Genomic DNA, 25030 nt, shown 5'->3' with positions numbered 1-25030 from the left:
TTTCTTAATCAGAGGTTGCCCGTGCCTTCGCCAACGCGCCCGGCCATGAGCCGAACCGCTTCGTCAATGCGAGGAGCCGCGGTGCGCCATTCTCAATCGCCCAGCGGTCGTATTCGACGGAGTTCAGCGCACCTTCGCGCGCAGAGAGGGCAGTCCTCAAGAAATCAAGGCATTCGTCATCCGTGAAACGGCTATGTGGGGTCAAGCCATGGTGCCTCAAGGCTTCCGCCCAACTGCCATGCTTGTTCACGATGGTCGCTCGGCTCGGCATCTCGGGATGTTCCTTACGTATCCGGTTATAGTCGGAAGTCGAGAGATACTTCCCATGGAGATGACGGCAGATGGTGAGACTCTCCTGTATCGTCCATTTCTCCCTCGGCATCCGAAGATGATCGAGGCGCCATATGGCATGTGAATCAAGCTCATCGAGAGAGATGATTCCTGCATGGACAAGGAGTTGCGTCCACGAACCGAAGACGTCGATGACATCCTTAAGTGGCGGATATGAATCGCGACGAGCCAACTTGTCATACATCGCGGCGTTGATGGTCCTTTTCCTATCCTGTTGAAGATGACGGACCAGCTCGATGAGTTCCTTTTGTGAATATTTGACTTCCATTTGAATCGACTCCTCCGTGACGGATGATACGCCACGTTATGATGTATATGAAGTAGGGCCGGATGATTGATTCGGTCCTTTTCTGATGATCTACCTCAATACTATAAATCATTCAGGACCCGTACTGTCGAAAAATTGAAAAGCGAACCTTCTTAGAAACCCTAAAACCCTAATTTAACCCTTAGGGTTTTAGGGTGTTGTAATTTCGTTTTCATTCCGTTATACTATGTTCATGAAGTGGAAATCCTATCTGGAGGAGAAGGAGTGGAATCGATGAGACAGGTGTTTCAGCTCAAGGACAAGCCGCATGGATTTGATCGAGGTAAGCAATTCCTCGACGAAGGATTCGTTTGTATCGGATGGCCGGGAATCGGGAATCTCGAGAATGCTGACAAGAAGGACATACGACGGGAACTCGAACGGGAATACCGGTACGAAGGACAGAGACTCGGGGCCTATACGGGGGTGGTCAACATGTTCGTCAACGTCGTGAAGCCGGGCGACATCATCCTCGTCCCGGATGGCTCCATCGTTCATGTCGGGATTGCCGGACCTTATCAGTATCTTGAAGAGTATGACGACCAGAAGGTTGGAATGTGTCATCGTCGTCGCGTCGAATGGAAAGCGACGGTCGCGAAGGCTAGCATGCAGCAGAAGATCGTAGACTTCGTCAAGAATCGTGGGACGATGACGAAGTTCTCCGGAACGTTGGATGATACCGGGCTGCTGGAGTTGATCGAGGAGGATGGGAACAACCCTTTCACCGTCATCGAAGGAAGCATCGAGACATACAAGTCCAAGGGGCTGTTCGACGAGGATGTAGTAAGTGCCGCGAAAAACGTTCTGATTGAAGCGTTGAATTCCGATGACCTCGATTTACGCATGAAGGCCGCGGTCGAGGTGCTGCGGCTCTCGAAGGACTGAATGAAGCAATCGGTGACACGACTCTAATGAATCAGGAAGCGGAGGAGCGAACATGCTAAAGACAATCGACGGAGAATTGATAACGCACGTGGCCTACGAAACACAGTTCAAGAAGCGGATGGAGAGCATCGACCAGCAGGATTATCAAGTCATCATCGAGGAGCTGAACCGGGTCATCGACCGTGGTGACGTCCACACCTCGAGTTGGATCCCGGGTAGCGATTGGAGAGGGACATTGTATGAACCGATTTGGATCGCCTGCCGTAAGAACAACGTTGAGGCCGCGAAGTTTTACGGGCAGATACTATATAAGGTCATGATGGACCGTCCAGAGGAATGGTACTTCGGGAAATATCCACATGCTAGAGGAAAGACCTACTTCAAGATGGAGCATGGAATTGATTGACGATATCGAGCATATATTCGAAGTAGATAACCGAAATGGAAAGGACTGGACTTCATGAAGGACATGGTTGATTGTCTGAAAAGGATGGAAGATGGCGATTTGGTAAGATTGTACGGTGCATGGTATGAAGAGATGAAGACGAGGGGGATCGTCCGCACGCGGAACATCGTAGGTGAGGTCGGAGAATATTATGCAGTAGAGACGTATCGTGACAATCCATCGTTCCCGGACCTCGAAATCTCTCGTATCAGCATGAAGCACTTCGATGCGACGAGCCAGGATGGTCGGAGATATAGCGTGAAGACGGTCACGAGTACGTCGACCGGTGTGTTCTATGGACTCAATGCACCTGGGGAGGAAAAGGAAGAGGAACAGCTCTTCGACCATCTGATACTCGTGAGTCTGAACAAGGATTATACGTTGGCCGGAGTATACGAAATGGATTGGACCACCTTCTTGGAACTGAAGAGTTGGCACTCTCGGATGGGGGCTTGGAAGATGGCGGTCAATAAGCATGTACTGTCATGTTGTGTCCGGGTCGACGGTCCAGATGGTCGTATCAATCTAAAATAAAATTAAGACATGTTATACGATTAAAAAATCAGCGATCCTGCGAGAAGACACGGGATCGCTTTTTGACGTTCATCCTAATCTTTACTGAAAAGGTTCATACATCGAATTCTCGAATCATAAGAATAGAATCATCCAATTGTTTCTAATATTGCCCATGTAAATCAAGAAAAAATCGTCTTATTCGTCTGATTAGGATAAAATTGTATGTAGAGATAGACCCAGTACCCGTTCCTACGAAGTTGATTATGTGATTGGGCGTAAGGGCAGCAATATTGTAGGAGGAGAAATCAACATGATTGATATGAATGAAGTTCTAGGAATCATCGGTAGTTCGAAAAACGTATATGACCTACTAGTGAACTCTTATATAAGACCGTCACATCCATACAAATTAAGGGGGACGGTCAATCGAAGCGCGCCACTCTACACGACGGAGTTGTACACGAGGATACTCGAGGAAAGACGTGTTCCATCTGTAGATGATTACAGTAGGACTTTTTCAGAGAAGTACTTCCCGAGGAAGGATAAAGACTCTGCGAGAATCCAGGCTAACATTGCATATAAGTCGCTCTTGACCGAGATACATTTTTACTTCCTGCTCCGAGAATCAGGACAATTCGATGAGGTGAAGATGAGTTTCGACCACGATATTCTGGTTAAGAGTGACGTACTTATAACGAAGAACGGCGTGTCGATAGGCTTACAATTGTTCTCTGGAGATGAGACCTATGTGAACACCAAGATAGTTACTATCGGCCGATTCAATGCCGGCACTACTTTAGCATATCCTCTCCATGCTCTTCCGTTGAAGGGGCGATATATCTATAAAGATGCGGGAGGATCTCCACTTTCACTTTATGGACAAGAAGACATAAACGAAGTGATGAGTCTCTTCCGTTATGAACAGGATGAACCTGATCAGAGGTTACGGCCTGAATTGGATGTAGATCGGTTCGTGATGATGACTCCGCCCGAACAGGTATTAACTCCAGTTGCGACCCCGGAGACGACAATGGCGTCACATTCTATCGTATTCGGTGGAAAAGTGAATGCTTCAGAACTTGATGAGATTCGTAAGAGTGGAGTGATCGTCCATCACATACCCGTCGATGTTCCCGGAATCACGCCATTTCAAATTGTCGATGGATGTAAGACGAGCCTCAAGGGCAAGGAGGACTACCTCAAGATGTACGGACATCGATCCAAGGGGTTCAACTACAATCAGTATATCGTGGAGCATGCCAGTCATACTGAACACATCGCCATCAATGCCGGGGCAGGGAGTGGTAAAACTACCACTCTCATTGCCCGTATCATGTATCTCCTTGACATGGGGGTGATTGATGGTCTTGATCAAATTGCCATGATCACCTTCACGAACGAGGCTGCCAATAATATGGAAGAAGCACTAGCTGAGCGACTCGTCGAAAGACTCAAATTGACTGGCGATCCGAAGTACATGAAACACATCAATGACTTGCGACGGATGGATATCCTGACCATACCTTCATTCGCGAAGAAAATTCTGACGTCCTTCGGTCAACATCTTGGATTGGGAGGAGGTTTTCGAGTCTCTCAGATGACGATGGAGCGTAGAAGGATGGTCAAAAGAACGTTCGACGAAGTACTTCAAGAAAAATCGATAGCGAACCCCTTCGAGGGTATGTGGTACTACGAGGTGAGGGAATTCCTAGAAACCGTATGGGACAAGTTCGAACAAAAGGGTGTGGTCTCCGAGGATTTCTCTGGCGTATCTATGAATCCTGATGAATCAGATTTCACGAAATCAGTGATTGACGTCCTGATGAAGGCGGATGAAGAACTCTACCAGTTAAAGTTGGAGAATGACGTGATAGGAATTTCTGATTTGACTAGATTCATGAAAAAAATCTATGAGTCAGATGCGCCGCTCGAGGAATTGTCTGATAGATATCGTTACTTGTTTGTCGACGAATTCCAAGATACGGACGTATCGCAGATTCAATCAATCGTAAGTATCATCACAGCGACCGACATCCGGCTCGTCGCCGTAGGAGATGTAAAGCAAGGTATCTATCGGTTTAGGGGAGCGGACTCCTCTGCCTTCACGGTCCTCGATGAAACGATGAGCCTCAAAAAACTAGGGCGGTGTGTCACTTATCGACTAGATGAGAACTTCAGGTCCAGCCGTCTGCTCGTGGAACAAATGGAACGTCATTTTTCTGTCTGGCGGGAAAGTCCCTCCCAACTACTTCCGCCTGGGGAGGACAGGATGGTTTCGAACAAGGAGACGCGACTGACGGGAAACACTATGTTCTTAAAATCAGAGGATATCGACGTAGAAGAAATCAAACTTAGATTGAACGAAATCACTCGAGGCGATAAGGAAAAGGGAGGCAAGGTCCTCGCTATTCTAGTCCGTAGGAACGGAGAGGCTAGAGATATTGGAGAAATGATTCGGAAAGATGGAGACATCAAGAATCTTGAGGTACGTATGGACGGGACGTTGTTCGAATCATACGCGGCTCGTGATTTGATGATTCTCATCAACTCTTGGATTTATCCTGAGCAGCGAGATGTACTCTATTCCCTTTCGACCACCGCATTCTCAGGCCTCTCTTCCTATCCGGTTTTCAAAAGGAAGCTTATTCAGAGAGACATCTATATTTCTTCTTCTTCCACTGAATTATCCATTCATGAATCATGGACCAAATCACTTGAAAGGTTGAAATACAGCCCATTACTTTCTGTGCTCGACTCGTTCATTGACAAGTCGAATTACAAAACACATCTACGAGAAGCCGGTCTGTCAATGGCAGACACGCTACAATACGAGCTGAACCTCCATAAAATCATGATGCTCATTCACGAAACATTCGCTGATGGACCTCTTGATTTACTTACACTTCATGAATGGCTAGAGATGCAAGTCGCGACGAATAGGGATTCTGATGAAGCGGAGTTAGACGATAACAGTTTTGATGGCAATCTCGTCCGTGTCCTGACTGTGCATAGGGCGAAAGGTCTTCAGTTCGATACCGTCATGATTCCTTTTACGAAGAATCCCATTGTGCGTTCAGGTGAGGGGGACATCAAGGACACAATCGTATACGTATCTCCTTCGGGCAAAATCGAATTTGCTTGGAAATATAAAAGATATGTAGATGACCGGGTTGTACTCGACTATGAGACTTTAGGCTACGAAAAACTGAAAAGCGAAGAGGACCTTGAGCAAATTCGCGAGGAGACTCGTCTTCTATATGTCGCGATGACAAGAGCCGAGGAACGATTGTTCATTTATGGAATCGATGACAAAAATCAATGGGGGTCGCGTCCTAATACTTGGCGAGACTTACTCAAGATGGCGAGGAGGACACGACATGCCGTACAAGATAATCACCTATGAGACAGCGGATCAATTGATGCATCCAGATTCTGAGTTTTCGCCTTATCGTGATGCGATACACATAACCGCGACTAACTCTTTGAAGCAAGGTATCGTGAACAATAATGATGACTTTCGTAAATGGATAGGGGACGAAGTATATTCTTTCTCTGAACTGTCTCAGACGATCGGTGATGGTTGGTTCGCTCCATCGACGGAGCTCCACCAGTATACAATCCTCTCACAAGTACTCCATCAGTTCTCGGACGAGGAAAAAGTAAGACATCATCCGATGCATGGGGCCATAGACAAGGACCAAGAGACCGTCCTTTCTACTATCCGCTTCCTTCGAGAGAGTGGAATCACATCAAGAAATCTATCCGCACTCGCTACTGCCTCTGACGAAGAGCAGACGTTTTATTATGCCGTCAAGGAGATGGAACGACTAGAGGTGTTCAAGAAGTTCGATGATTGGATTGACGGATTTTCGGATACGACTCTCGACGTATTCGAGGATGCTTTAGTAGAACTGGTAGACAAGGGGAAGGAAAATAGAGTCGATAATGAGAGACAATCGGAAGCGAAACATATTGTAAAACATTTGTTCAGGAGTAGGAAAGTAATCGTCCTTCATGGTTTCTACTTCCTGATGCCCATACAGAAAATGATTTTCGATCGATTGAGCGAGTGGATTGAAGTCATACATGTCGTGAACTATATAGAAGGTTATGAGAGAGGCTTCGAACCCGTGGAGAAATTCTTAGACATGAAGAACACGACCCATGTCAAAGCGCTCCGTCATAACTACCCGATCAACATTCATGCGAAGAATTTTTTAGGCATCTTGAATGGTATGTTCGATGATGAGGTCGAAGGAGACATCTATCGCTTCACCAATCTATATCAGTTCAGAAAATATATCGCTGACGAGGATCATGTCCTCGTATCCCCGAGGGCTGGTACATTGAAGGGATACATGGAAGATCCAGATAGTCCTCGGGAACTTCAACTCTCACGATATCCGTTCGGTAGTTTCCTGCTAGATATACATCGCCTGAACGTAGGGAGGTATGATGTCGTAGATGGGGAGTACAAGAATACTGATGAAGTGACGGCTGACTTACTTCAACGGATTTTTAGTTCTGGCTTCTTACTAGTGAAAGGAAAATCCTCCAAAATCTATTTGACCGGGCTCAGAAGAATTTCACCATTGATTGAAAAAAATGCATCATTCGAGCAATGGTATGAAGAACTAGGACAAATCAAGGAACAGCGAAAAGTACTCACGAAGGAATTCGGTATCCCTGATTTCGAGAGAAGGCAGAAGAATGAACGAAATCTGAAAGATCATCATATGTACAACCATCCCTTCGAGTCCATCGGACATCTTTCAGTACAGGATGAGGAAATCGATGGCATCATCGAAGGGATGCAGGCGATAGAAACTTTGTATCAGAAACTATTCAATAGTAACGAAGGGAAGATGAAAGAGGTAGGGAAGGTGGATATCAAATCGTATGTCGAATTACTCGATGGTCATATCCAATCAGAGATACTGCCTCATATTACGCAAGAGGCGGACAAGAGAATCGTCGAATCAGTACGTGAAGCATTGGACGACCTCAAAGATAGTCCGATAGAAATCGTGCAACGTGAAGACCTTCTAAAAGGATTGAACTTCTTCCTTGGAGGGACTCCACATGAAGACGAATATGCTGCAGAAATGCGAGGTGGACATCGGGCCACGACTAATTCAGTAGTCAGCCCGATGTTGAACAGTGATGGGCTACAATTCGATATAAACCGTAACATCCATTTTTGTTTGATGGATCAAAAAGCCTTTCCTTATACACAGTCACTTAACCTCTGGCCCTTGAAGAAAGAAAGCTATGACGAGCTCTTCCGAAATAATGTAAATCTACGGCAACTGAAGATGAAAAAAGAACTTGAGTTCGAAATCGCATGCTATCTTTTCTACATCATGATGTGTCATGCCGTGCATATCAAATTCTCGTTCATCCAGGAGGTGGGACAAGAAAAAGGTCTGTCTCCTTCGTATTATCTCGAGCTCATGGGATTGAAGACGAGTCGTCCACCCAAAATCGAAGGCGTGGATTCTTTATCGAGTGATGGAGACGGAGGATATGCTACCAAGAGGATTGACTATCATGAAAGAGTCTTTCACATCATGCAACATGAGACCTATCTTAGATGTAAGAGACGAGCACTATACAGTTTTCTCTTGAACGACAGACCAGTCTTCGAGTCAGGTTTTCACGGAGGCTTCACCTTCGAAAACTTGCTTCATTATGGTAAGGAAAAATCACGAGGAGCATTGGATGCTAGATTTAGTTTAGTATCCCGAGCCTTCCCTCATTTGACGGACATGGAAAAACAAATGAGCAGGGACCATCATGATGCTTACTGGTTATCAGCGGAAGATCCTTATGATCCAGGGTACGTATGGTTGGACGGCATAAGATATCCGGATAGACAGCAAAATCTTACTGTATTCGGAAGTAAAAAAAATAAGGACAGAAAAAAATTCCAAGCAGAAGACTTCGATAATGTCGAGGTGAAAGCTAGCCCTAGTGAACACTGTAAATACTGTCCTTATCAAATGATTTGTCGAGATGCACATGTCAACACCCGGTAAAATTTTTAATAACCTAGAATGTGTAGAGAGGGTAAAATACATCAAAAGAAAAGTCATCAAATAGATGAAGGTGAAGGTGGTATGTCCATGCGGATGGTAGAGATGTCGCATAACCCCTACGATAGGATTACGAAAATCAACTACATGAGGAGAGACTTGATGAAGGACTCTAAGCTCTCGAGGTTCCAGTTCAAACCGTTCGACGAATGGTACGGAGAAGTGATTGATTATCTCATCGATGAACTGAACGAAGAGACGTTCAGTTTACGTTTCCTCGGGAAGAAAACTGACTATGATCATCTGAAAATCATCAGTAATCGATATCAAGGTGTGGACGTCTTTCACGAAGAGATAATGGACGACGATGAGAGGATAATGATGATTCGCGAAATCCTCAATCAACTCAAGGAGGGTCCAGTAGAGTCCTTACGAATCGACGAGAGCGGGCTAGGCCATGAGAGGGTATCGGATGCAAACCTTCGGACGTTGGTCATCACGAATCTCGACGAAGTAAAGATAGAGCTTTTCAAGTCGTTGTTTGAGACCGCGACGACCGATGAAAGTCATGTACCATACATGACTTCGATGAAGAGGAGTATGGACGGTGGATACATCCATTTTAATCATATCCGTTCCATCGACTTGCTCGAATCATGGAACCCGAGAAAGGAAGTGCCACGTCAGGTGATCTACTTCACTGACGAGGAAGCAGAGGATGAGACGTTCGAGATTGTCTCAAGAAAAATCAATGGCAGAACTGGACAGACGGCGAACAGGGTGGAACGTATCGTACTCGGGAGTGCGAAAACGGAACGCCCGGTCGAGAAGTACGAGGGGAACGAAGTCGGAGAAGCCATCGTTGGAAGCACAGAGGTGAACGGGAACAAGAAGGGTGGTCTGTTCTCGAGACTTCTCACAAACATGAACCATCACTGGAGAGATGAGAAGGGTGACGAGCATTTCCGAACAAAAAAGGTGGACGAAGAAGAGAGAGATTGGAACATTCGTGATGAATCAATCGATGAGCGAGTCATATTCGCTGCGTTGGAAAGGTACGCTACTCAAGAACGGGATGTCGACTTTTTAAGTTTGTTCAAAACTTTGGAGACAAGACTCCGAGTCGCGCATGATGACGTCGAAGAGCGAATTACTGGCATCAAGAAGGATGTCCTCTTCTTCAAAAGTGACGAACGCATCGAGAAGTCGCAGCAGGAATTCGCCTACGCCCGTGCCATAGAAGGGCATCTGAAAGCGATGTTGGACGTCAATCGCAGAGTGGATACCGCGAACCCTTTCGAATCGAGGATGGCGACCGTATTGCGTAGATACGATAGAAGTATAGAAGACGCCAAAAGTGTGCCGAGGAAGACGAACATATTTCGGATGATTGAGTTAGTGGAGTGCGCGAATCTCGAGCTGCAGAACCTACAACTCGATGCCGTCACGGGCATCGAGTATGAAATCGCATCCTTGTTCCGTGAGCGTTTCGAGCGGGATGTTGAAAAGTATATCCATCTCGTGAACGACATCCCTGGTACTCAACAACTGAATTCGTCGACCTCGGCCTGGCGCTCAAGGTTCGAGATTCCTGAAATCCTGATTGAGGAACACAAAGCAAGCGATGGCATGCCGAGAGCTCGATTACTTCTGAAACCCGCGACTGAAACCGCCTCGTGGAACTTGTTCGGTTCTTGGAGACGGCCGTTCGATGAAATATTGGCCTATGAGGGCTCCATGCGTTCATTCAAGGACGAGTCGTTCAAGACGTATCAAGAGAACGTCGGTAAAAAGGTCCGAGATACGTATGGACAAGCCGCGAGATTTATCGAATCGTTAGAAGATGCATTCAAGACATATTTGATAAGGGAACTACGAAAGGCGGAGGAAGTCGTACAGAGACTCGAGGCCGGTACGAGCTTATCTGAAAAGAAGCGTCAGTCAGACCTTAGAAACATAGAGGAATTGACGAGGCAGTTCGAATGGATAGACGCCATGCAGAAGATGCTATCGTCCGTCATCGAGTTGAGACCGAATCTCGCATCAGAGAGAGGAGATGGGACATGAAGGATTTAGTCATAATGAACGAATCGGCAGAAAACCTATTGGCGATATCGAAGGACGTGATGGACAAGAATTATCTACACCGTCTCACGGAATTTGATCTGGTCTCGACAACTGACGAGTCTCTCGAAGACGCCATGCAGCGGATACGTCTAGTCCGTATCGATAAAATCGTCTACGAGAAGGAAGAGCGCATCCTGGAGAAACTGATCAACATCTTCAATGCGGTCGGGACCACAAAGGGGAACATCTGCATAATGATTCATAGCGATGGCCACGAAATCGAATTCTATATTGGGACGAAGACAGACGAGGACTTTTCCGCGTCCTCCGTCAAGGACGGATTGCTCAAAAGCATGAAGGGGAACCTCCCTGGTACGAGGACTACTCAAGTACGTAACTCTGAATATCATGAGATGACGCGCAGAATCTTCGACGTGGAGAATTCGAGTAGCTTGACGGTCTCGTGCGTAACAGGCGTCCCCTCCCTGAAGGACCTACGGGACGACCATGACATAAGAGGACTGGAACGACTCATCAATGCGATGCATGGTGAGGAGTTCAGTGCCATCTTCCTTGCGCAAGCTATCTCAGCTGGGCAAATCCTCGAGATGCGCCAAGGCTTCGAGGAGATGCATACTGCGATATCCGGATTACGGAAGGCTACGTACTCGAGTGGAAGGAACGAGAGCCAAGGATTGAGCGAGGGTACGAGCAAGGGGTTGACGGATACCTTCAACGTCAGCTTGGCAAAGACCCAATCACATACATCGAGTCATACTTTAGGGGGAGGGATTTCTGTAGGAGCTCTTGAGGTAAGTTATTCGAACACCAGCAGTAACACGGAGGGGACGAGTGAGACGGAAGGAAGCTCGAAATCGGAGAGCACCAGCCAATCAAGTAGCCAGACTATATCGAGAGGTGAGTCAATAAGCGTTCAATTCGAGGTCGGGAACAAACAAGTCGACGAGATACTCAAGAAAGTGGACAAACATCTCGACCGTCTGCACGTCGCCTCCGACATCGGACTATGGAACTTCGCAGCCTATTTCGTGACGAAGGACGAGCAGACGGCTAGGATCGTCGCGGCGAACTATCAGTCGCTCGTTAGAGGCGAGGACTCCTCTATAGAGGGATCGGCGATTTCCATCTGGCCGTCGAACCACCCCGATGCAAGGAACATCATGGGGTCGCTCGAGAGACTAGAGCACCCTCTGTTCAAGAGCCCGGATGTCTATCAGCTCAATCTCTCAAGTGGAGCGCTCATCAATACGAAGGAGCTAGCGTTGGCACTCACCCTTCCCCGGAAATCGACGCCTGGCCTCCCGGTCATCGAGATGGCTGAGTTCGGCCGGAACGTATCCTATCTCAACAAGAGAGATTTCGGGAGAAGCATCGACATCGGACACGTCTATCATATGGGTGACGTCTACGAGACCAGTTTATCGCTCGACGTCGAGAGCCTTTCCATGCATACCTTCATCACGGGTTCGACAGGATCAGGAAAGTCGAATACCGTCTACGGATTGCTCGAGAACTTGAAAAAGAATGAAGTGACATACTTGGTCATAGAACCAGCGAAGGGTGAGTACAAGCATGTCTTCGGTGACCGGGATGACGTGAATGTCTTCGGTACGAACCAAGCGAATACACCGCTCCTTCGTCTGAATCCATTCTATTTCCCGGAGACGGTACACGTGTTCGAACACATCGACCGGCTCGTGGAAATCTTCAACGCCTGTTGGCCGATGTACGACGCGATGCCCGCCATCCTTCGTGAATCGATTGAACGCATCTATGTGGAGAGTGGATGGAACCTCGAACATTCGATTTGTTTTGATAGGAAGCCGACCTTTCCCACCGTCACGGACCTCGTCGAGGTCCTACCGAAGGTCATCGAACGATCACGCTATTCGAGCGAGGTGAAGGGGAACTATACCGGAGCGCTCGTCACGCGCGTGAACTCACTTGCGCTCGGACAGTTGAGCAAGATATTGGTTTCGGACGAGGTATCGTCAGAGAAGTTGTTCGATGAGAACTGCATCATCGACCTGAGCATGGTCGGTTCCAGCGAGTCCAAATCACTCTTGATGGGTCTACTCTTCATCCGACTACAAGAGCATCGTCTACACCATTCTAACGTCCTAGGGAATCGATTGCGGCACGTCACGGTACTCGAGGAGGCACACCATCTACTGAGACGAACATCCGTCGAACAGTCGGCCGAAGGGAGTAACGTACAAGGAAAGTCCGTGGAGATGATATCGAACGGCATCGCCGAGATGCGCTCGCTCGGCGAAGGATTCATCCTCGTCGATCAATCACCGAGCCTCCTCGATCCATCGGCGATTCGTAACACCAACACCAAAATCATCATGAGATTGCCGGAGTCGATGGATCGTCAGCTCGTCGGCTCCTCGATAGGACTTGATGAACACCAGACGTCAGAAATATCGAAACTAGAGACGGGCGTCGCCGTCGTCTATCAGAACGATTGGCTCGAACCGATACTAGGAAAGATTTCAGAGCACGCAATCAAATCCGGGTTCTCCTATGCCTATGATAAACGTGCGAGCCTGTCCCAGAGACGTGAACGTGTGACGAGATTCCTCGAAAATCTCCTAGCGAAGCGTCCTGACCGTCAGTCCTTGCTCGAAGACGTCAACCGTGAGATGAACGTACGATCAGGGTTGAAGGAACGATTGATTTCTAAAATACGCACGAATCCGGATGGACGGCTGTTCGAGGACATGGAAGAAGCATTCGTAGGAGAGGTAATCGCGACGGTCGTTCCTCTCGATGAAATCATGACGTATTCCATGGGGGCGGACACGCTCGAACAATTCGACGAGAGGTTCCAGAGAAGCCTTTCCTTCTATGTCAAAGGAGAACGGACCAAGTCCTTGGTACAGCAGCCGCTCCTCCTACATTATTGCACCTTGCACGAGGAGCACGTCTCCTTCTATGAAGAATGGTTCTCGTACCTGGAAAGAAAGGATGGGTGAGAAGATGCGATTGAATGAAATCCGGTTCGACGAATTGGATTCCTATAGGGAGAAGTCAGGGTTCGAGGGAAAGGCGGACCTCCCGAGGACGACGTTCTCGGAGAACGTATACAAGGATTACGATACGTCGTACATCAAATGTCGGAACGAATCCTTGGCGGGGAAGCTCCATGAAGTCAGTGGTGTACCGTTCGTGAGCAGGAGCGTCGAGATGAACGACGGTAGTAAACGAGAGGGAGTGTTCCCTAGCTTCGAGAGTCATTTCGACGCTAAGCTCGACGAGAGTGGATATCTGTCGAGTGACGCGAGGCAGTTCAAGGAGGCGAACGGACAATTGGCGGAGAAAATCCGGACGAATCCCGAACTGAGTGGACGATTCACGGAAGAGCAGAAGCGACAGATTGCCGCGGGGGATACGCCTGAAGGCATGGTCTGGCATCATGCCGAGAATCCGGGAGTGCTGCAACTCGTCGACCGTACGATACATGAACAGACTGCCCATACCGGTGGACGCTCCATCTGGGGTGGCGGTAAGTTCTATAGATGATAGGAGGTGACATGATGGAATGGATCCTGAGTAAACCATTGGAATCAGAGGAGAACATCCGTGATTATGAGCAAAAGTATGGGATAGAGCTTCCCTCACGTCTGATTGCCTTGATACGTGAGCACAACGGGGGTCGTCCACGGCCCAACGTGTTCGACACGAGGGTGACGAAGGAACGAGTGGCCAAATCGCTACTTTCCTTCAATCCTTCGTCCATCGACAACATATGGGACACGACGGCGAACATGCGTCAGAGGCTACCGCATGACTATTATCCCTTCATGATAGATCAGTTCGGTAACTATATCTGTCTATACTATGATCCGCTACTCGATGTACCGGCCGTCGTGTTCTGGGACGAGGAGGCACAGACCGAGGAAGAAATCACGAGTTCCTTCGATGAGTATCTGGACGTCTTCTACGAGCCAGTCATCTAGGCGACGCCCCAAAAGGGAAAAACATATGGTTCAAATCTTTCAAAGAAAACCAGTAAGGTTCGGATGATTTTTCAGGGACGACCAATGAGGATGTATACTTTCGACGTCGAAAGTATACATCCTCATTTTTTAGTCGTGCCCTCGTGTGTCACTTGACTGTTCTTTATCAAGTTAAAGTATACTCTAAATCGAAAAATAAAATATTTTGTTAAAAAAGGAAATTTAAAGAAAAAATACTATGATTGATTTTGATGTGTTCCGTATTTTGTCTCTATTTTTTCTGAAGCATCTTACGGCTTTGAAAAGAAGATGAAACGAAGCATGTATTCGAACGAGAAAGGTGAATGGAATCATGAAAAAGATGAATTATATGATCGTCGCATTGGTTCTTTACATATTGACCATATCAATGCCGGATCAAGTAAGGGCAGAACTTAATCATTCGGAAGTGATGGCGGGGGACAGACAAGTCGTCGGGACTGCTGAACCCGGACAAGAACTGATGCTGCTGCATCGAGGGGCGTGGCTGAGTACGACCGCTAAATCAGATGGTGGCTTCAAGTTTGACCTGCCATCCACTGCTGGTCATGAGGCACTCTTTTTGAAGAGTAAGAAAAAAGATGGTTTTTACGACGCGGGCCAATCGATTGTCCCGAAAGGGAATGCGTTCGCCCCACCACTCTATTTAGGTAGGAATGGGAAGGAATCGCTGTTCCGTTCGGTCTTGCCAGATTCAGAGACACATCTATTAGCTGGTGGTAACCTTTTCGAGGGTATGGGTTCTGTCAGTCTTCCGGAAATGTCTGGCGTGGACAGAGCATACGTGTATTCCTCCTACTTTGGAATCAAGAGTGAGACAAAAGAAATCATATTGGGCGAGAAGCCGGTCATCCCCTTCACCCTGCAGGCGAGTGAAGTCGGGAGATACTATCTGAAAGGAAATACTGTACCCTATACTAAAATCACTGTCACCTATGCGGATGACACTTATCTACCTCGATATCAGACGATATTGAGCGATGAAGATGGAGACTTCGACGCGCGACTTGACTATCCGATTGAACTGATCAATCAACAGAAGAAGGTCACGTTCAACCTGTCTCTTCAAGTCGGTGAAGGTGTAGCGCTACCTGATGCGCTCAAGAAGACATACGAACTGAAAGTTCCTGTGTTGAGTGGTACGGAACCGTTGATCTTATCGAAAGAGTTCGTCACATCTGACGAACGAGTGACAGGTTATACGATTCCAGGGAACGAAATCGAAATCGTCCAAAATGGAGAAATCAGAAAGTGTTCTCCTGTTCAAGGTGATGGTCGATTCGATTGTGGAGAATTGGCTGAGGATGCGAAAACGATTGAAATCATGATGAAGAAGAATGCCGTGACAGACTATAAGAAAAAGTTTAAAGTCTATCAAACAAAGGACGAATCAGGGAATCATCAAGTAGAATGGACGAACCCGACGAGCGATTCAGACGTACTGAAGGGAAAAATCGATAAACGATTCGCGGACGTGAAAATCCGATTCTCCTCTCCGAGGGACAACTACATTATGCAAACCGAGACGGATGAAGAAGGTCGTTTCGAAGTGAAGTATCCGAAGACAATCGCTGGAACGTTCAGCGTCTTCGTCTCACGGAAGAATGGGACGGCGAACTACGAACACGTTGGCACGAAGGAGATAAAGGATGTACGTAGACCACCTATCCCGACCTATATCTACCGGTCAGGGAAGTTGACGGTGTATAAGGGAGATTTCAGCGGAAGTCCTCTTCGTACGCAAGTCACCGTGATGCACCCAGATGGTACTTTCGAATTTTTCAAAGAAGAATATCCTTCGTCTTTCCAATACGATGTGATAGGGGTCGAAAAAGAAGATAAGATCATATTAAAAACTATATCACCGACGGGAATCGAGTCTCAGACTGTAGAAGGAACCATTCCTGCTATCGATTTAGATGACCTTACAGAAGAATCGATGAAAGTGACGGGTAGAACGATACCATCAGCAAAAATATTCATAACATCTTATAAAGACCGCGAAATGAAAAAACTTGAGACGACCAGTGATGGCCATGGAGAATTCACAATTGATTATTCAAGCGCATTGGCGGAAGGTTTCAGTTTTCCGAATGAGTTGGGTCTAAAAATTAGCGGTAATAATATCATGTATGAAGAATTAAAAATTCGTGATGTAACTCCACCGGCTATCTCGATTTTACCTGTTAAGTATGGAGATCGTATTCTCACTCTTAAGGTATCTAAACTAATCAATAAACCAGAGGATTTGGCAAGAGTAAAAATAAAAATCATATATCGGGATGGACGAACGAATGAGTGGGAAGAAATAGATGAAGTATCTGATTACGAATCTGTACACGGATTTTGGTTAAGAGGTATAACTTTTTCTTCTGATATAGTTAAAGCAGAAGTAACGGCAATCGATCATGCAGGTAATGTATCAGAACCATACAGTGTCACGCCCTTCGACATGAATCCACAAATTGATGCTCCTTTAGTCAATGATACTCATGTAAGGGGAAAGGGACAAATCAATACGAAAGTAATTGTTGAAATAGAAGGAAAAATTTTCTACGGTACGATTAAGGATGACGGTACTTTTGATGTTGGCGTTGATAAAATGAAATTAGATCAGAAGGTTCGAGTAGAACTACAAGATGGTCAATCAGGTAACAAAAAAGTTATCATGGAACGATTGGTTCTGGGAATCAAATCCATCTCCCTGAAAAGCGATCGGAAGACTGTGACCATAAAAACCAATGTGGACAAAATGAATCCTGGTCCCATCGGAATATATATGATTTTGGATAATGTCGAGAGAAAGATTGATTTGAACAGGAGTAGTAAGTCCTACTCCTTACCTCGTTCGTTGAAAAATCATGAGTTGGTCAAGTTCCAAGTCGTCTCAGCGAAAGGCGAGAAGATTGAGGACATCGTCCAAAAGTTCTCGGATACGACCCCGCCGGCTAAGCCGGCGAGATTATATTTCGACAATAGCGATCATAGAGTGAAGGGTAAATATGTATTCTTTGCTCGGGTCGAGCCTTATGCAAGCTTACAATTGATGAAGAATGGAAAAGTCGTATTCAGAGGTAATACGGATGAGTTCGGAAATATTTACTACCAAGTTGCTGAACCTGTCGACCTCAAAGCCACATGGTCGTTCCGGATAACGGACCTGGTTGGTTTGAGTACGACGGGACGAGTCTATCCGAAAGATATCATACCACCTAAGAAACCGACAATGACGACGGTCACGACCCAATCAACGACCTTGTCAGGTTCGACCAATGAAGAGTCAAAGATTTATATCGTTATCGGCGAAAAGACACTTACTACGAAGACGGATAAGAATGGGAAATTTTCATTTAAAGTCAAGCCTCTGAAAATCAACACGAAAATCAGTGTGTATGCGAAGGATTCATCTGGGAATCAATCTGAACTCATCTCAGTACGAGTGAAGGGTGTGCAAACATTGAAGGTATCAGAGCTGACGACGAAGTCATCAATCATCACTGGTACCGGGACGCCTGGGGCCGCGATCGTCCTCGAGTCAGTAACGAGACAGACCATCGCGAAGACGACAGTAGATAACAAAGGAAACTTTAAAATGAAAATCCAGCGTCAGAAGAAGGGTGCGGTATTGTATCTAGTATCTACGAAGAGTTCTTATCTGACGAGAGAGACCAAGATTGTAATCAAAAAATAATCTATAGATAAGAGATTGAAGACGGACGACGCGTGCATCGTCCGTCTTTTCAATGAGTGGGCATGTTTTGTATGGATGTCAGCGTCTCATCATATGCCTGTGGCAATTCTGGATGCGTGAATCGCGGCGTGGGACGACCATATCTCCTAGTAGCGTTAGCGACGACCACATTTAGAGGGAGTAGTCCGGGATGACGTGCGGAAATAACTGCCTCTACATAGCGAGTCAAAGGCATGCGGACACCCATGTAGCGATTTCGTGGATAGTTGATGTCCTCCTGAAGGATGAGCCAGTAAAGTAAGGTGTTGAAGTGTGATCCGTCGAGTAATCGGTGGTTGATGAGGAAAGGAAAATCGAGGAGGTTGATGTTATCGAGACCTTCCGTACTCAGACCTCGTAATGCTCGGTGCATAGAATCGGCATGTCGTTCGTCTTGTTGACAATAATCATGGATGGCTTGGACCATCTCGGCATGTGAAGGATGATATCCATCCAAGCTGAGACGATAGTCACCTCTTACCTGTCCTTGTAGGTTGCCCGGGTATTCCAAAACTAGACCTGGAACGATTTCAGTTAAGTCATGGGAATTCGAGTGAGGGGCGGTATCATCCATCGATTCATAAAGATTTCTCATTAAATTTGCGTTCTCGGTGAATGGCAAGTGATCATCTTCCTTTCTTGTATTTCATACATATCGCGTAAGTTGAATTATACATGGCATCCTGAAAGCTTTACTTTTTCTTTTTAATATTTAGGTCAGTCAGTTCCTTAATGAAAGCATGTACATGGATGAAAAATAATCCAAAACATTGAACCATGATTGCCAGTTGAATGAACAACTTTCAAAAGTCCATAGTCTTACGATTTTTCATGAGTGAATTGGTGTTCTGTGGTCATTTAGAAAATGAGCTAATGGTAATTGTGTCTGTTAAGAGATGTTTACTTGAAAATCTCTTCTCTGATTAATTGGATATAGACCAGGTACTTTTTTTTGATAGCTAAATGGAAAATAAATCTATATAATCCTTTTATAAGCATAAATTGAATGTGTATTTTCAATTATAAGGATTGAAATCGACATTCATTCCATTGTATTCGATGTAGATTTTTTGTCGATTCACGGACGAAGTGGAATGGATTGGAAGGAGCATTGGATGAACGACATAATCGAGACGATTCTCTTGGAACATCTCATGAAAGAGGATGAAATCAGTGGTGAGGAGGCAATCATTTTACAAGAGGCGGAAAAACGTTTCTATGAGGGCCTGATCATCGATGGGGAAACGATTTTAGACGATATGAATAGACCAATGAGACGGAATGGGAAGAGGCTCTGGGGCGTCTTCAAGAAAATAGGATATGAGGAACTACCACACGGCATCCAAGTCGACCTACAAAGAGACGGGGAGAACATAATCGCACGCGTGGTACTCCAGTGTCGATACGCGACAAGGGAGAGAGGACGTCGTCCTTCAAAGGACGACTTGGCAAGACATGCTCATCTATTGGACGCCCCATTCCTGAAAGGGGACGAGTTCAGTTATGTTTCGGACTTGGGAACGGAAAATCCTGAACTATTGAGAGAACGAGTCGATGAAGCGAAAAGTAAGAAGATGGAACTCGTCTATACACATGTCTCGAATGCCACAGGAAGTACGACTAATCAAAAACTGTCGGATGTATTGCGGGATGCGATTGAAAAAATCATGCCGAGTTACGAGGCGATACTCGAAGTAGCACCGACTCTTCTCGAGGAGCGAGTGACAGCTGAAGTGAAAGATTTTGAAGGGGGAATAGCAGTGCATCCGAAGAACATGATCCTACAAGGGCCGCCGGGTACCGGAAAGACATATCATACGGTTTTATATGCCGTCGCAATCATCGAAGGTAAGACGATGAGTGAAATCAAGACGGAGGGCTACGCAGAAGTGAAAAGAAGATATGCGACATATCGGGACGAGAATCGCATCGCCTTCACGACCTTCCACCAGTCCTATGGCTACGAGGAGTTCATCGAAGGTATCAAGCCGGTGGTGACGGCAGGTTCGAACGAGGTCGGGTTCAACATCGAGTCGGGCATCTTCAAGGAGTTCTGTGATCTTGCTGCCGCCGACCATCGCTTCGGAGGACATGATGTCATGATTGACGCCGATGCACGTATCTGGAAGGTCTCCTTGGGTGGATCAGGCGAAAATCATCTCAAGAAATCGTGCTTCGAAGATGGGATGATGCGAATCGGTTGGGATGGATTCGGTGAAGATCCGTTCAAGAATCCATCTTCTATGAATCCATCCGAGCGCAGTATCCTGAGTTATTTCTACGAGACGATGGAAGTGGGCGATATCGTTCTCTCTTTGAAGGACGAGCATCGCATCGATGGTATCGGCATCATCGATGGGGATATTGAGTGGTTGGAGAATGAAGAGCGATATAAGCGTGGCCGCAAGGTGAACTGGCTAGCTAAGAACATATCGCTCGACATCTACGAAATGAACTTGCGCAAGAAATTGACGCAGAAGACCGTCTATCCCTTGGATCGTCTATCCGTATCCCAGGTCGAGCGCATGCTCGAAGAGGAATCTGAAATCCAGGAAGTGGACGACCGGAGCGAGAGACCATATGTGTTCATAGTCGATGAAATCAACCGCGGGAACATCTCGAAAATCCTTGGTGAGCTCATCACGTTGATCGAGCCCTCGAAACGCCTGGGTGAGGTCGAGGAGACACTCGTCAAGCTCCCTTATTCGAAGAAGGAGTTCGGCGTACCGAACAACATCTATATCATCGGGACGATGAACACGGCGGATCGTTCCATCGCGTTGATGGACACGGCGCTGCGGAGAAGATTCCGATTCATCGAGATGTCTCCTGATCCTTCGATACTCCAGGGTGTCTCCGTCGGAGGGGTCGACCTAGAGCGCTTGCTCGACGTCATGAACCGTAGAATCGAGGCATTGTATGACCGGGACCATATGATTGGTCATGCCTATTTCTCTGGATTGTCGTCCGAGGACGATGTGGATGCGCTCAAGGAAATATTCCTCAAGTCGATCATACCGCTCCTACAGGAGTATTTCTTTGATGACCAGGAGAAAATCAGGGCCGTGCTCGGAGACGACCAAAGGAAGAACGGACCACACATCTTGACGGAACGTCCCGATTCATCCAAGCTGTTCGGTTCGTCCATCTATAGCATGGACCTTGAGAAGACATATCAGATTAACTCCGAGGCGCTCGACCGTCGAGAGGTCTATGAAGCGATTTATGCAGGTCATCATGCGAAAGTCTGATGTCATCGAGGTGATGGAGTATGAAGCCATCGTACGCAGAGGACCGGGTCAGAAAGTCGACAAGGAGACGTTCGAGGAGCTCGAGGAGCTCATGCTCGAACTGTCTTCGGAAGGAAGGGACGGACTCGATTTCCTGTCCCTGTCATCACGCAAGGGTATCGGCAAGGTCATCCGTGCAAGGAATTACGTCGGTGTCCTGCAGATGCCGAGTGGTCGACAGCTCCAAATCCTTCCGAAAATCCATGGGGCGAAGGTCGATGCAAGGGCTGCCATGCTCAAGATGTTGAAGACGATGCGTGAGTTCCCGAGTAAGTCGTTCGATGCGACGAATCTCGGAAGCTCGAACATGTCTATGTTTGAAATCTATATCAAGCTCTTTCTGAAAGAGGTGTCCTTCCTGATCAGGAGAGGCTTGAGATCAGATTATCGTCAACTCGAGGAGAACGTGCGTTTTTACAAGGGGAAGATGAACTTCGCGCGGCAACTCACGATCAATCACGTGCATAAAGAAAGGTTCTTCGTCACGTACGACGAGTACGGAATCGACTGCGCCGAGAATCGAATTTTGAAGAAGGCCTTAATGAAAGTCATCGGGGTTACGACAGATGCGAAGAATCGTAAAGAGGCGAGACGATTATTGGAGTATTTCGAGGGAACGACCGAGAGCCACGAGGTGGCGAAAGACTTCTCTAGCATCTTCGATAGCCGGAAGAACGGACATTATCAGATTTCGTTAGGGTGGGCGAGACTGCTCTTGAACGACTCCAACGTATCAAATACCACCGGTAGTTTGAATGCACAATCGCTACTATTCTCGATGAATCAACTGTTCGAGAGTTACATCGCAAAAACGATTAAACATCATTTTAATGAGAAGTGGGAGATATACCTGAAAGGACCCGTCGAACATCTATTCGATAGTGGTTCGTTCAGACTCATCCCTGACATGGTGATAAAGTATCAACAGAAGAGGGACGGAAGAAAGAGAACGCGCATCATCGATACGAAATGGAAGGTCCTTGATCATGGAAATGCCAACTTCGGAATCTCCTCGAGCGACATGTATCAGATGTTCGCCTATGCGAAGAAATATTCTTGTGAGCAGGTTGTGATGGTCTATCCACTCGTCGAGGGCCTTGCTAATGGAACGAGGAACATCCGATACACCGATGGTGACATCACCGTGCATATCCATCTATTCGATTGCGTGGATGGGGAGGAAGAGCTCGTTGACTTCCTCGAGTCTCTCGATTCACAATAACCAAGCGTTTGGAATACGCCGATTATACCGACGAAAAATGAACCTCAAGAAACGGAGGGGAAGAGATGTTCAATATTTTGTTGACGATATCGCAGGACATCACCAAAAAGTTTGATCAGAGCACGGAGGGGACGACTACCCTGAAGGACGTACTTCTTGATGAGATGCGTGACATCTATGGAGAAGGCGCTGCCGAAAAGTATGAGCAAATCAAGTTGTTCCTGGAACGTACGGACGCCAATCATCGTGAGATAGCGGAAGGGAAGCTGGAAGGGCGTTCAAGTCAGTCTTGGCTCAAAGGACGGCTTAAGACAGGGGAGAAGACATTCCCTGGTCTGACCGAAGGGATCATTGATGGACTAGAAGGACCGGATGGAGGAGAAGATGAACGCGAAGCACTCGATGTGAAAAACTCGTTCGACTTCGACATCATGACAAGTAATATCCAACAGGATATAGAAATCGAAGCGTTCTCAGAAGTGCTGACCATCGACACTACGATGAATGAAGTCAGTACGTCAGAAGAATCATCACACGAAGGATATCCGCGGCTGACGAATGCACTTAAATCCGACTTGAACTCCGAAGAAGACCGGGAGATGAAGCGATTATTGACGGTGAGTGCTCTGAAGTTCATCCAAAAAGCTGATGAAGACTCAATCCTCAAAAAACTTAATCATGTACAGACCTCGTTCGTCGTCGATGCCGCTTACACCTCGGTCAAGGTCGCGTATAAGGTAGCAGACAAATCGCTTACGAGTGAAGAAGCGGTCGATTTCCTAGTGGACCGCGGGGTCGCTCGTCTCGAATCACTCATCCACGTGACATGCACGAACATAGGCGGAAAGGTCGGTACCCAAGTAGGGCGAGTGATTGGCGGAGTGTTCGGACCTGCCGGAAGTGCACTTGGCGGCATCGTAGGAAACACCATCGGAAAGATGGCCGGAAAAAAGGTCGGTGATGTCATCGTCACGGGCATGAAGAAGCTCGTCCCGATTGTAAAAAATAGTGTGCTACGGATTACAGGAAATAGTATAAGCAGTATAAAAAAAGGTGTAAAAGGACTAGGGTCTATGATTTTTGGAAGATGATATATTTCAAGGAGGTATGATAAATGAAGCAGATTAAATTTAATCTTTTTTTGAATGGAGAAATTATCCGATCGATTGAAGGATTGAGGAGTAACTTTAATCTAGATGATTTATATAGTTTATACAAGAAAGGGATATTACAAAAGTGGTTGGATTTACAAGGTGAAAAGATTATTTTAGATAATATAATTCGGATTAATAGTGATGACATAGAAACAGAACTTGAAGGACTCTTAACTTCATTTGGTTATGATTCTGACACTACCACTATAGAAATGTCTTCGCATATATATAAGCGAATCCATCAAAAAGAACTTACCGACTGCATGACTCGCAATTCGACTTACGACAAAGTGATTGCTCAGTATCACATAAAGTATGAAGAGCTGAAAGTGGCACTTCGCGAATTAGTAGGCAAGAATCAAGAAGTATTTAAATCAGACAGAATTTCATCAGTTAGTGAAGAGGTGGAGAAGATGAAGAGTTCTTCAACTCCGCAAGATAAGGCAATTATAGGAATTGCAGAAATATTAGCTGCTGCAGTGGTAAACATTAAATATACTGATGAAATTAGAGAAAAAAATATTGTTAAGATAAGAAAATCATTCGAGAAAATCATGGTAATAATTAATGGGATTTCGGAACACTATATGAGACTCTTCGAGCTAGACGTATATAATTTCTTCAAAGAGTTTATTGAGGACGGTCCGATTGTTGTTATGGCTTGCTTGATTAATGAGGATATACGCTCATTAATGATGAATCATACAAAAATTCTTTCCATACTTGAAAAAACATGGGAAAAACCAGAAACACTGAAAACTTTGACTCCCTACATGAAAAAATATGAGGGTAACACTGAAGGAATGTGGAAGTATCTTGGAAATCCAGATAAAAAATATCTTGTATTCAGTGTTTCTAAAGATGGAATGAAGGTTGGTAGGCAATTGGACCTAAAATTAGAACTCGATCATCAAAATATTAATGGAAAGTATCTAGTGTTAGACGGACTTACGTTCAAGAGTAATTCAGACAAACAATTCATATATTATTTGGAGGTCTGAGT

The 25030-nt window shown here is 46.2% G+C and carries 16 protein-coding genes; 14 read left to right on the top strand and 2 right to left on the bottom strand.

Annotation, left to right across the window (positions count from 1 at the left end; genetic code table 11):
- Positions 1-4: 4 nt before the first annotated feature.
- On the bottom strand, positions 5-619 hold the full coding sequence (locus tag K6T22_RS16720) for a hypothetical protein (protein WP_238240482.1): 615 nt from the start codon (positions 617-619) through the stop codon (positions 5-7).
- 273 nt (positions 620-892) lie between these two features.
- On the opposite strand from K6T22_RS16720, the gene K6T22_RS16715 reads away from it, so the two are divergent.
- From K6T22_RS16715 to K6T22_RS16670, 10 genes are all read left to right on the top strand, one after another.
- Positions 893-1543, top strand: a complete 651-nt coding sequence (locus K6T22_RS16715) for a hypothetical protein (RefSeq protein ID WP_238240480.1) — start codon at positions 893-895, stop codon at positions 1541-1543.
- A 52-nt stretch (positions 1544-1595) separates the two neighbouring features.
- A complete protein-coding gene (locus K6T22_RS16710) occupies positions 1596-1949 on the top strand; it encodes a hypothetical protein (RefSeq protein ID WP_214858987.1) in 354 nt (117 codons plus the stop codon).
- A gap of 54 nt (positions 1950-2003) precedes the next feature.
- On the top strand, positions 2004-2522 hold the full coding sequence (locus K6T22_RS16705) for a DUF6998 domain-containing protein (protein ID WP_238240478.1): 519 nt from the start codon (positions 2004-2006) through the stop codon (positions 2520-2522).
- Positions 2523-2814: 292 nt separating this feature from the next.
- Positions 2815-5907, top strand: a complete 3093-nt coding sequence (locus tag K6T22_RS16700; protein ID WP_238240477.1) for a UvrD-helicase domain-containing protein — start codon at positions 2815-2817, stop codon at positions 5905-5907.
- Positions 5801-8542 carry a PD-(D/E)XK nuclease family protein gene (locus K6T22_RS16695; RefSeq protein ID WP_238240523.1) on the top strand — a complete coding sequence of 914 codons (2742 nt, stop codon included), beginning with the start codon at positions 5801-5803 and terminating at the stop codon, positions 8540-8542. Before K6T22_RS16700 ends, K6T22_RS16695 begins: the two co-directional genes overlap by 107 nt.
- 87 nt (positions 8543-8629) lie before the next feature.
- Positions 8630-10606: a hypothetical protein gene (locus tag K6T22_RS16690; protein WP_238240470.1), complete on the top strand. Its 1977-nt coding sequence runs from the start codon at positions 8630-8632 to the stop codon at positions 10604-10606.
- A 59-nt stretch (positions 10607-10665) separates the two neighbouring features.
- On the top strand, positions 10666-13608 hold the full coding sequence (locus K6T22_RS16685; protein ID WP_238240464.1) for an ATP-binding protein: 2943 nt from the start codon (positions 10666-10668) through the stop codon (positions 13606-13608).
- A gap of 4 nt (positions 13609-13612) precedes the next feature.
- Positions 13613-14155 carry an HNH endonuclease gene (locus K6T22_RS16680; RefSeq protein WP_238240456.1) on the top strand — a complete coding sequence of 181 codons (543 nt, stop codon included), beginning with the start codon at positions 13613-13615 and terminating at the stop codon, positions 14153-14155.
- Positions 14156-14166: 11 nt separating this feature from the next.
- Complete coding sequence (locus K6T22_RS16675) at positions 14167-14592, top strand: SMI1/KNR4 family protein (protein ID WP_238240454.1); 426 nt, start codon at positions 14167-14169, stop codon at positions 14590-14592.
- 352 nt (positions 14593-14944) lie between these two features.
- A complete protein-coding gene (locus K6T22_RS16670) occupies positions 14945-18322 on the top strand; it encodes an Ig-like domain-containing protein (RefSeq protein WP_238240446.1) in 3378 nt (1125 codons plus the stop codon).
- A gap of 49 nt (positions 18323-18371) precedes the next feature.
- Here the strand turns inward: K6T22_RS16670 and K6T22_RS16665 are convergent, their stop codons facing one another.
- Positions 18372-18983 (bottom strand): hypothetical protein, encoded by a 612-nt coding sequence (locus K6T22_RS16665; protein ID WP_238240444.1) that lies wholly within the window; start codon positions 18981-18983, stop codon positions 18372-18374.
- A gap of 493 nt (positions 18984-19476) precedes the next feature.
- On the opposite strand from K6T22_RS16665, the gene K6T22_RS16660 reads away from it, so the two are divergent.
- From K6T22_RS16660 to K6T22_RS16645, 4 genes are all read left to right on the top strand, one after another.
- Entirely contained in the window at positions 19477-21612 is a 2136-nt protein-coding gene (locus K6T22_RS16660) for an AAA family ATPase (RefSeq protein WP_238240443.1), read from the top strand.
- Positions 21587-22873, top strand: a complete 1287-nt coding sequence (locus K6T22_RS16655) for an McrC family protein (protein WP_238240435.1) — start codon at positions 21587-21589, stop codon at positions 22871-22873. The genes K6T22_RS16660 and K6T22_RS16655 overlap by 26 nt, the downstream gene beginning before the upstream one ends.
- A gap of 65 nt (positions 22874-22938) precedes the next feature.
- Positions 22939-23964: a glycine zipper 2TM domain-containing protein gene (locus tag K6T22_RS16650; RefSeq protein ID WP_238240433.1), complete on the top strand. Its 1026-nt coding sequence runs from the start codon at positions 22939-22941 to the stop codon at positions 23962-23964.
- A 23-nt stretch (positions 23965-23987) separates the two neighbouring features.
- Positions 23988-25028, top strand: a complete 1041-nt coding sequence (locus K6T22_RS16645; protein WP_238240431.1) for a hypothetical protein — start codon at positions 23988-23990, stop codon at positions 25026-25028.
- Positions 25029-25030 lie beyond the last annotated feature (2 nt).

Source organism: Exiguobacterium acetylicum (genome assembly GCF_022170825.1).
GTDB lineage: Bacteria > Bacillota > Bacilli > Exiguobacteriales > Exiguobacteriaceae > Exiguobacterium_A > Exiguobacterium_A acetylicum_B.
The sequence above is the reverse complement of the archived record's forward strand: the minus strand, read 5'-3'. Positions and strand labels throughout refer to the sequence as shown.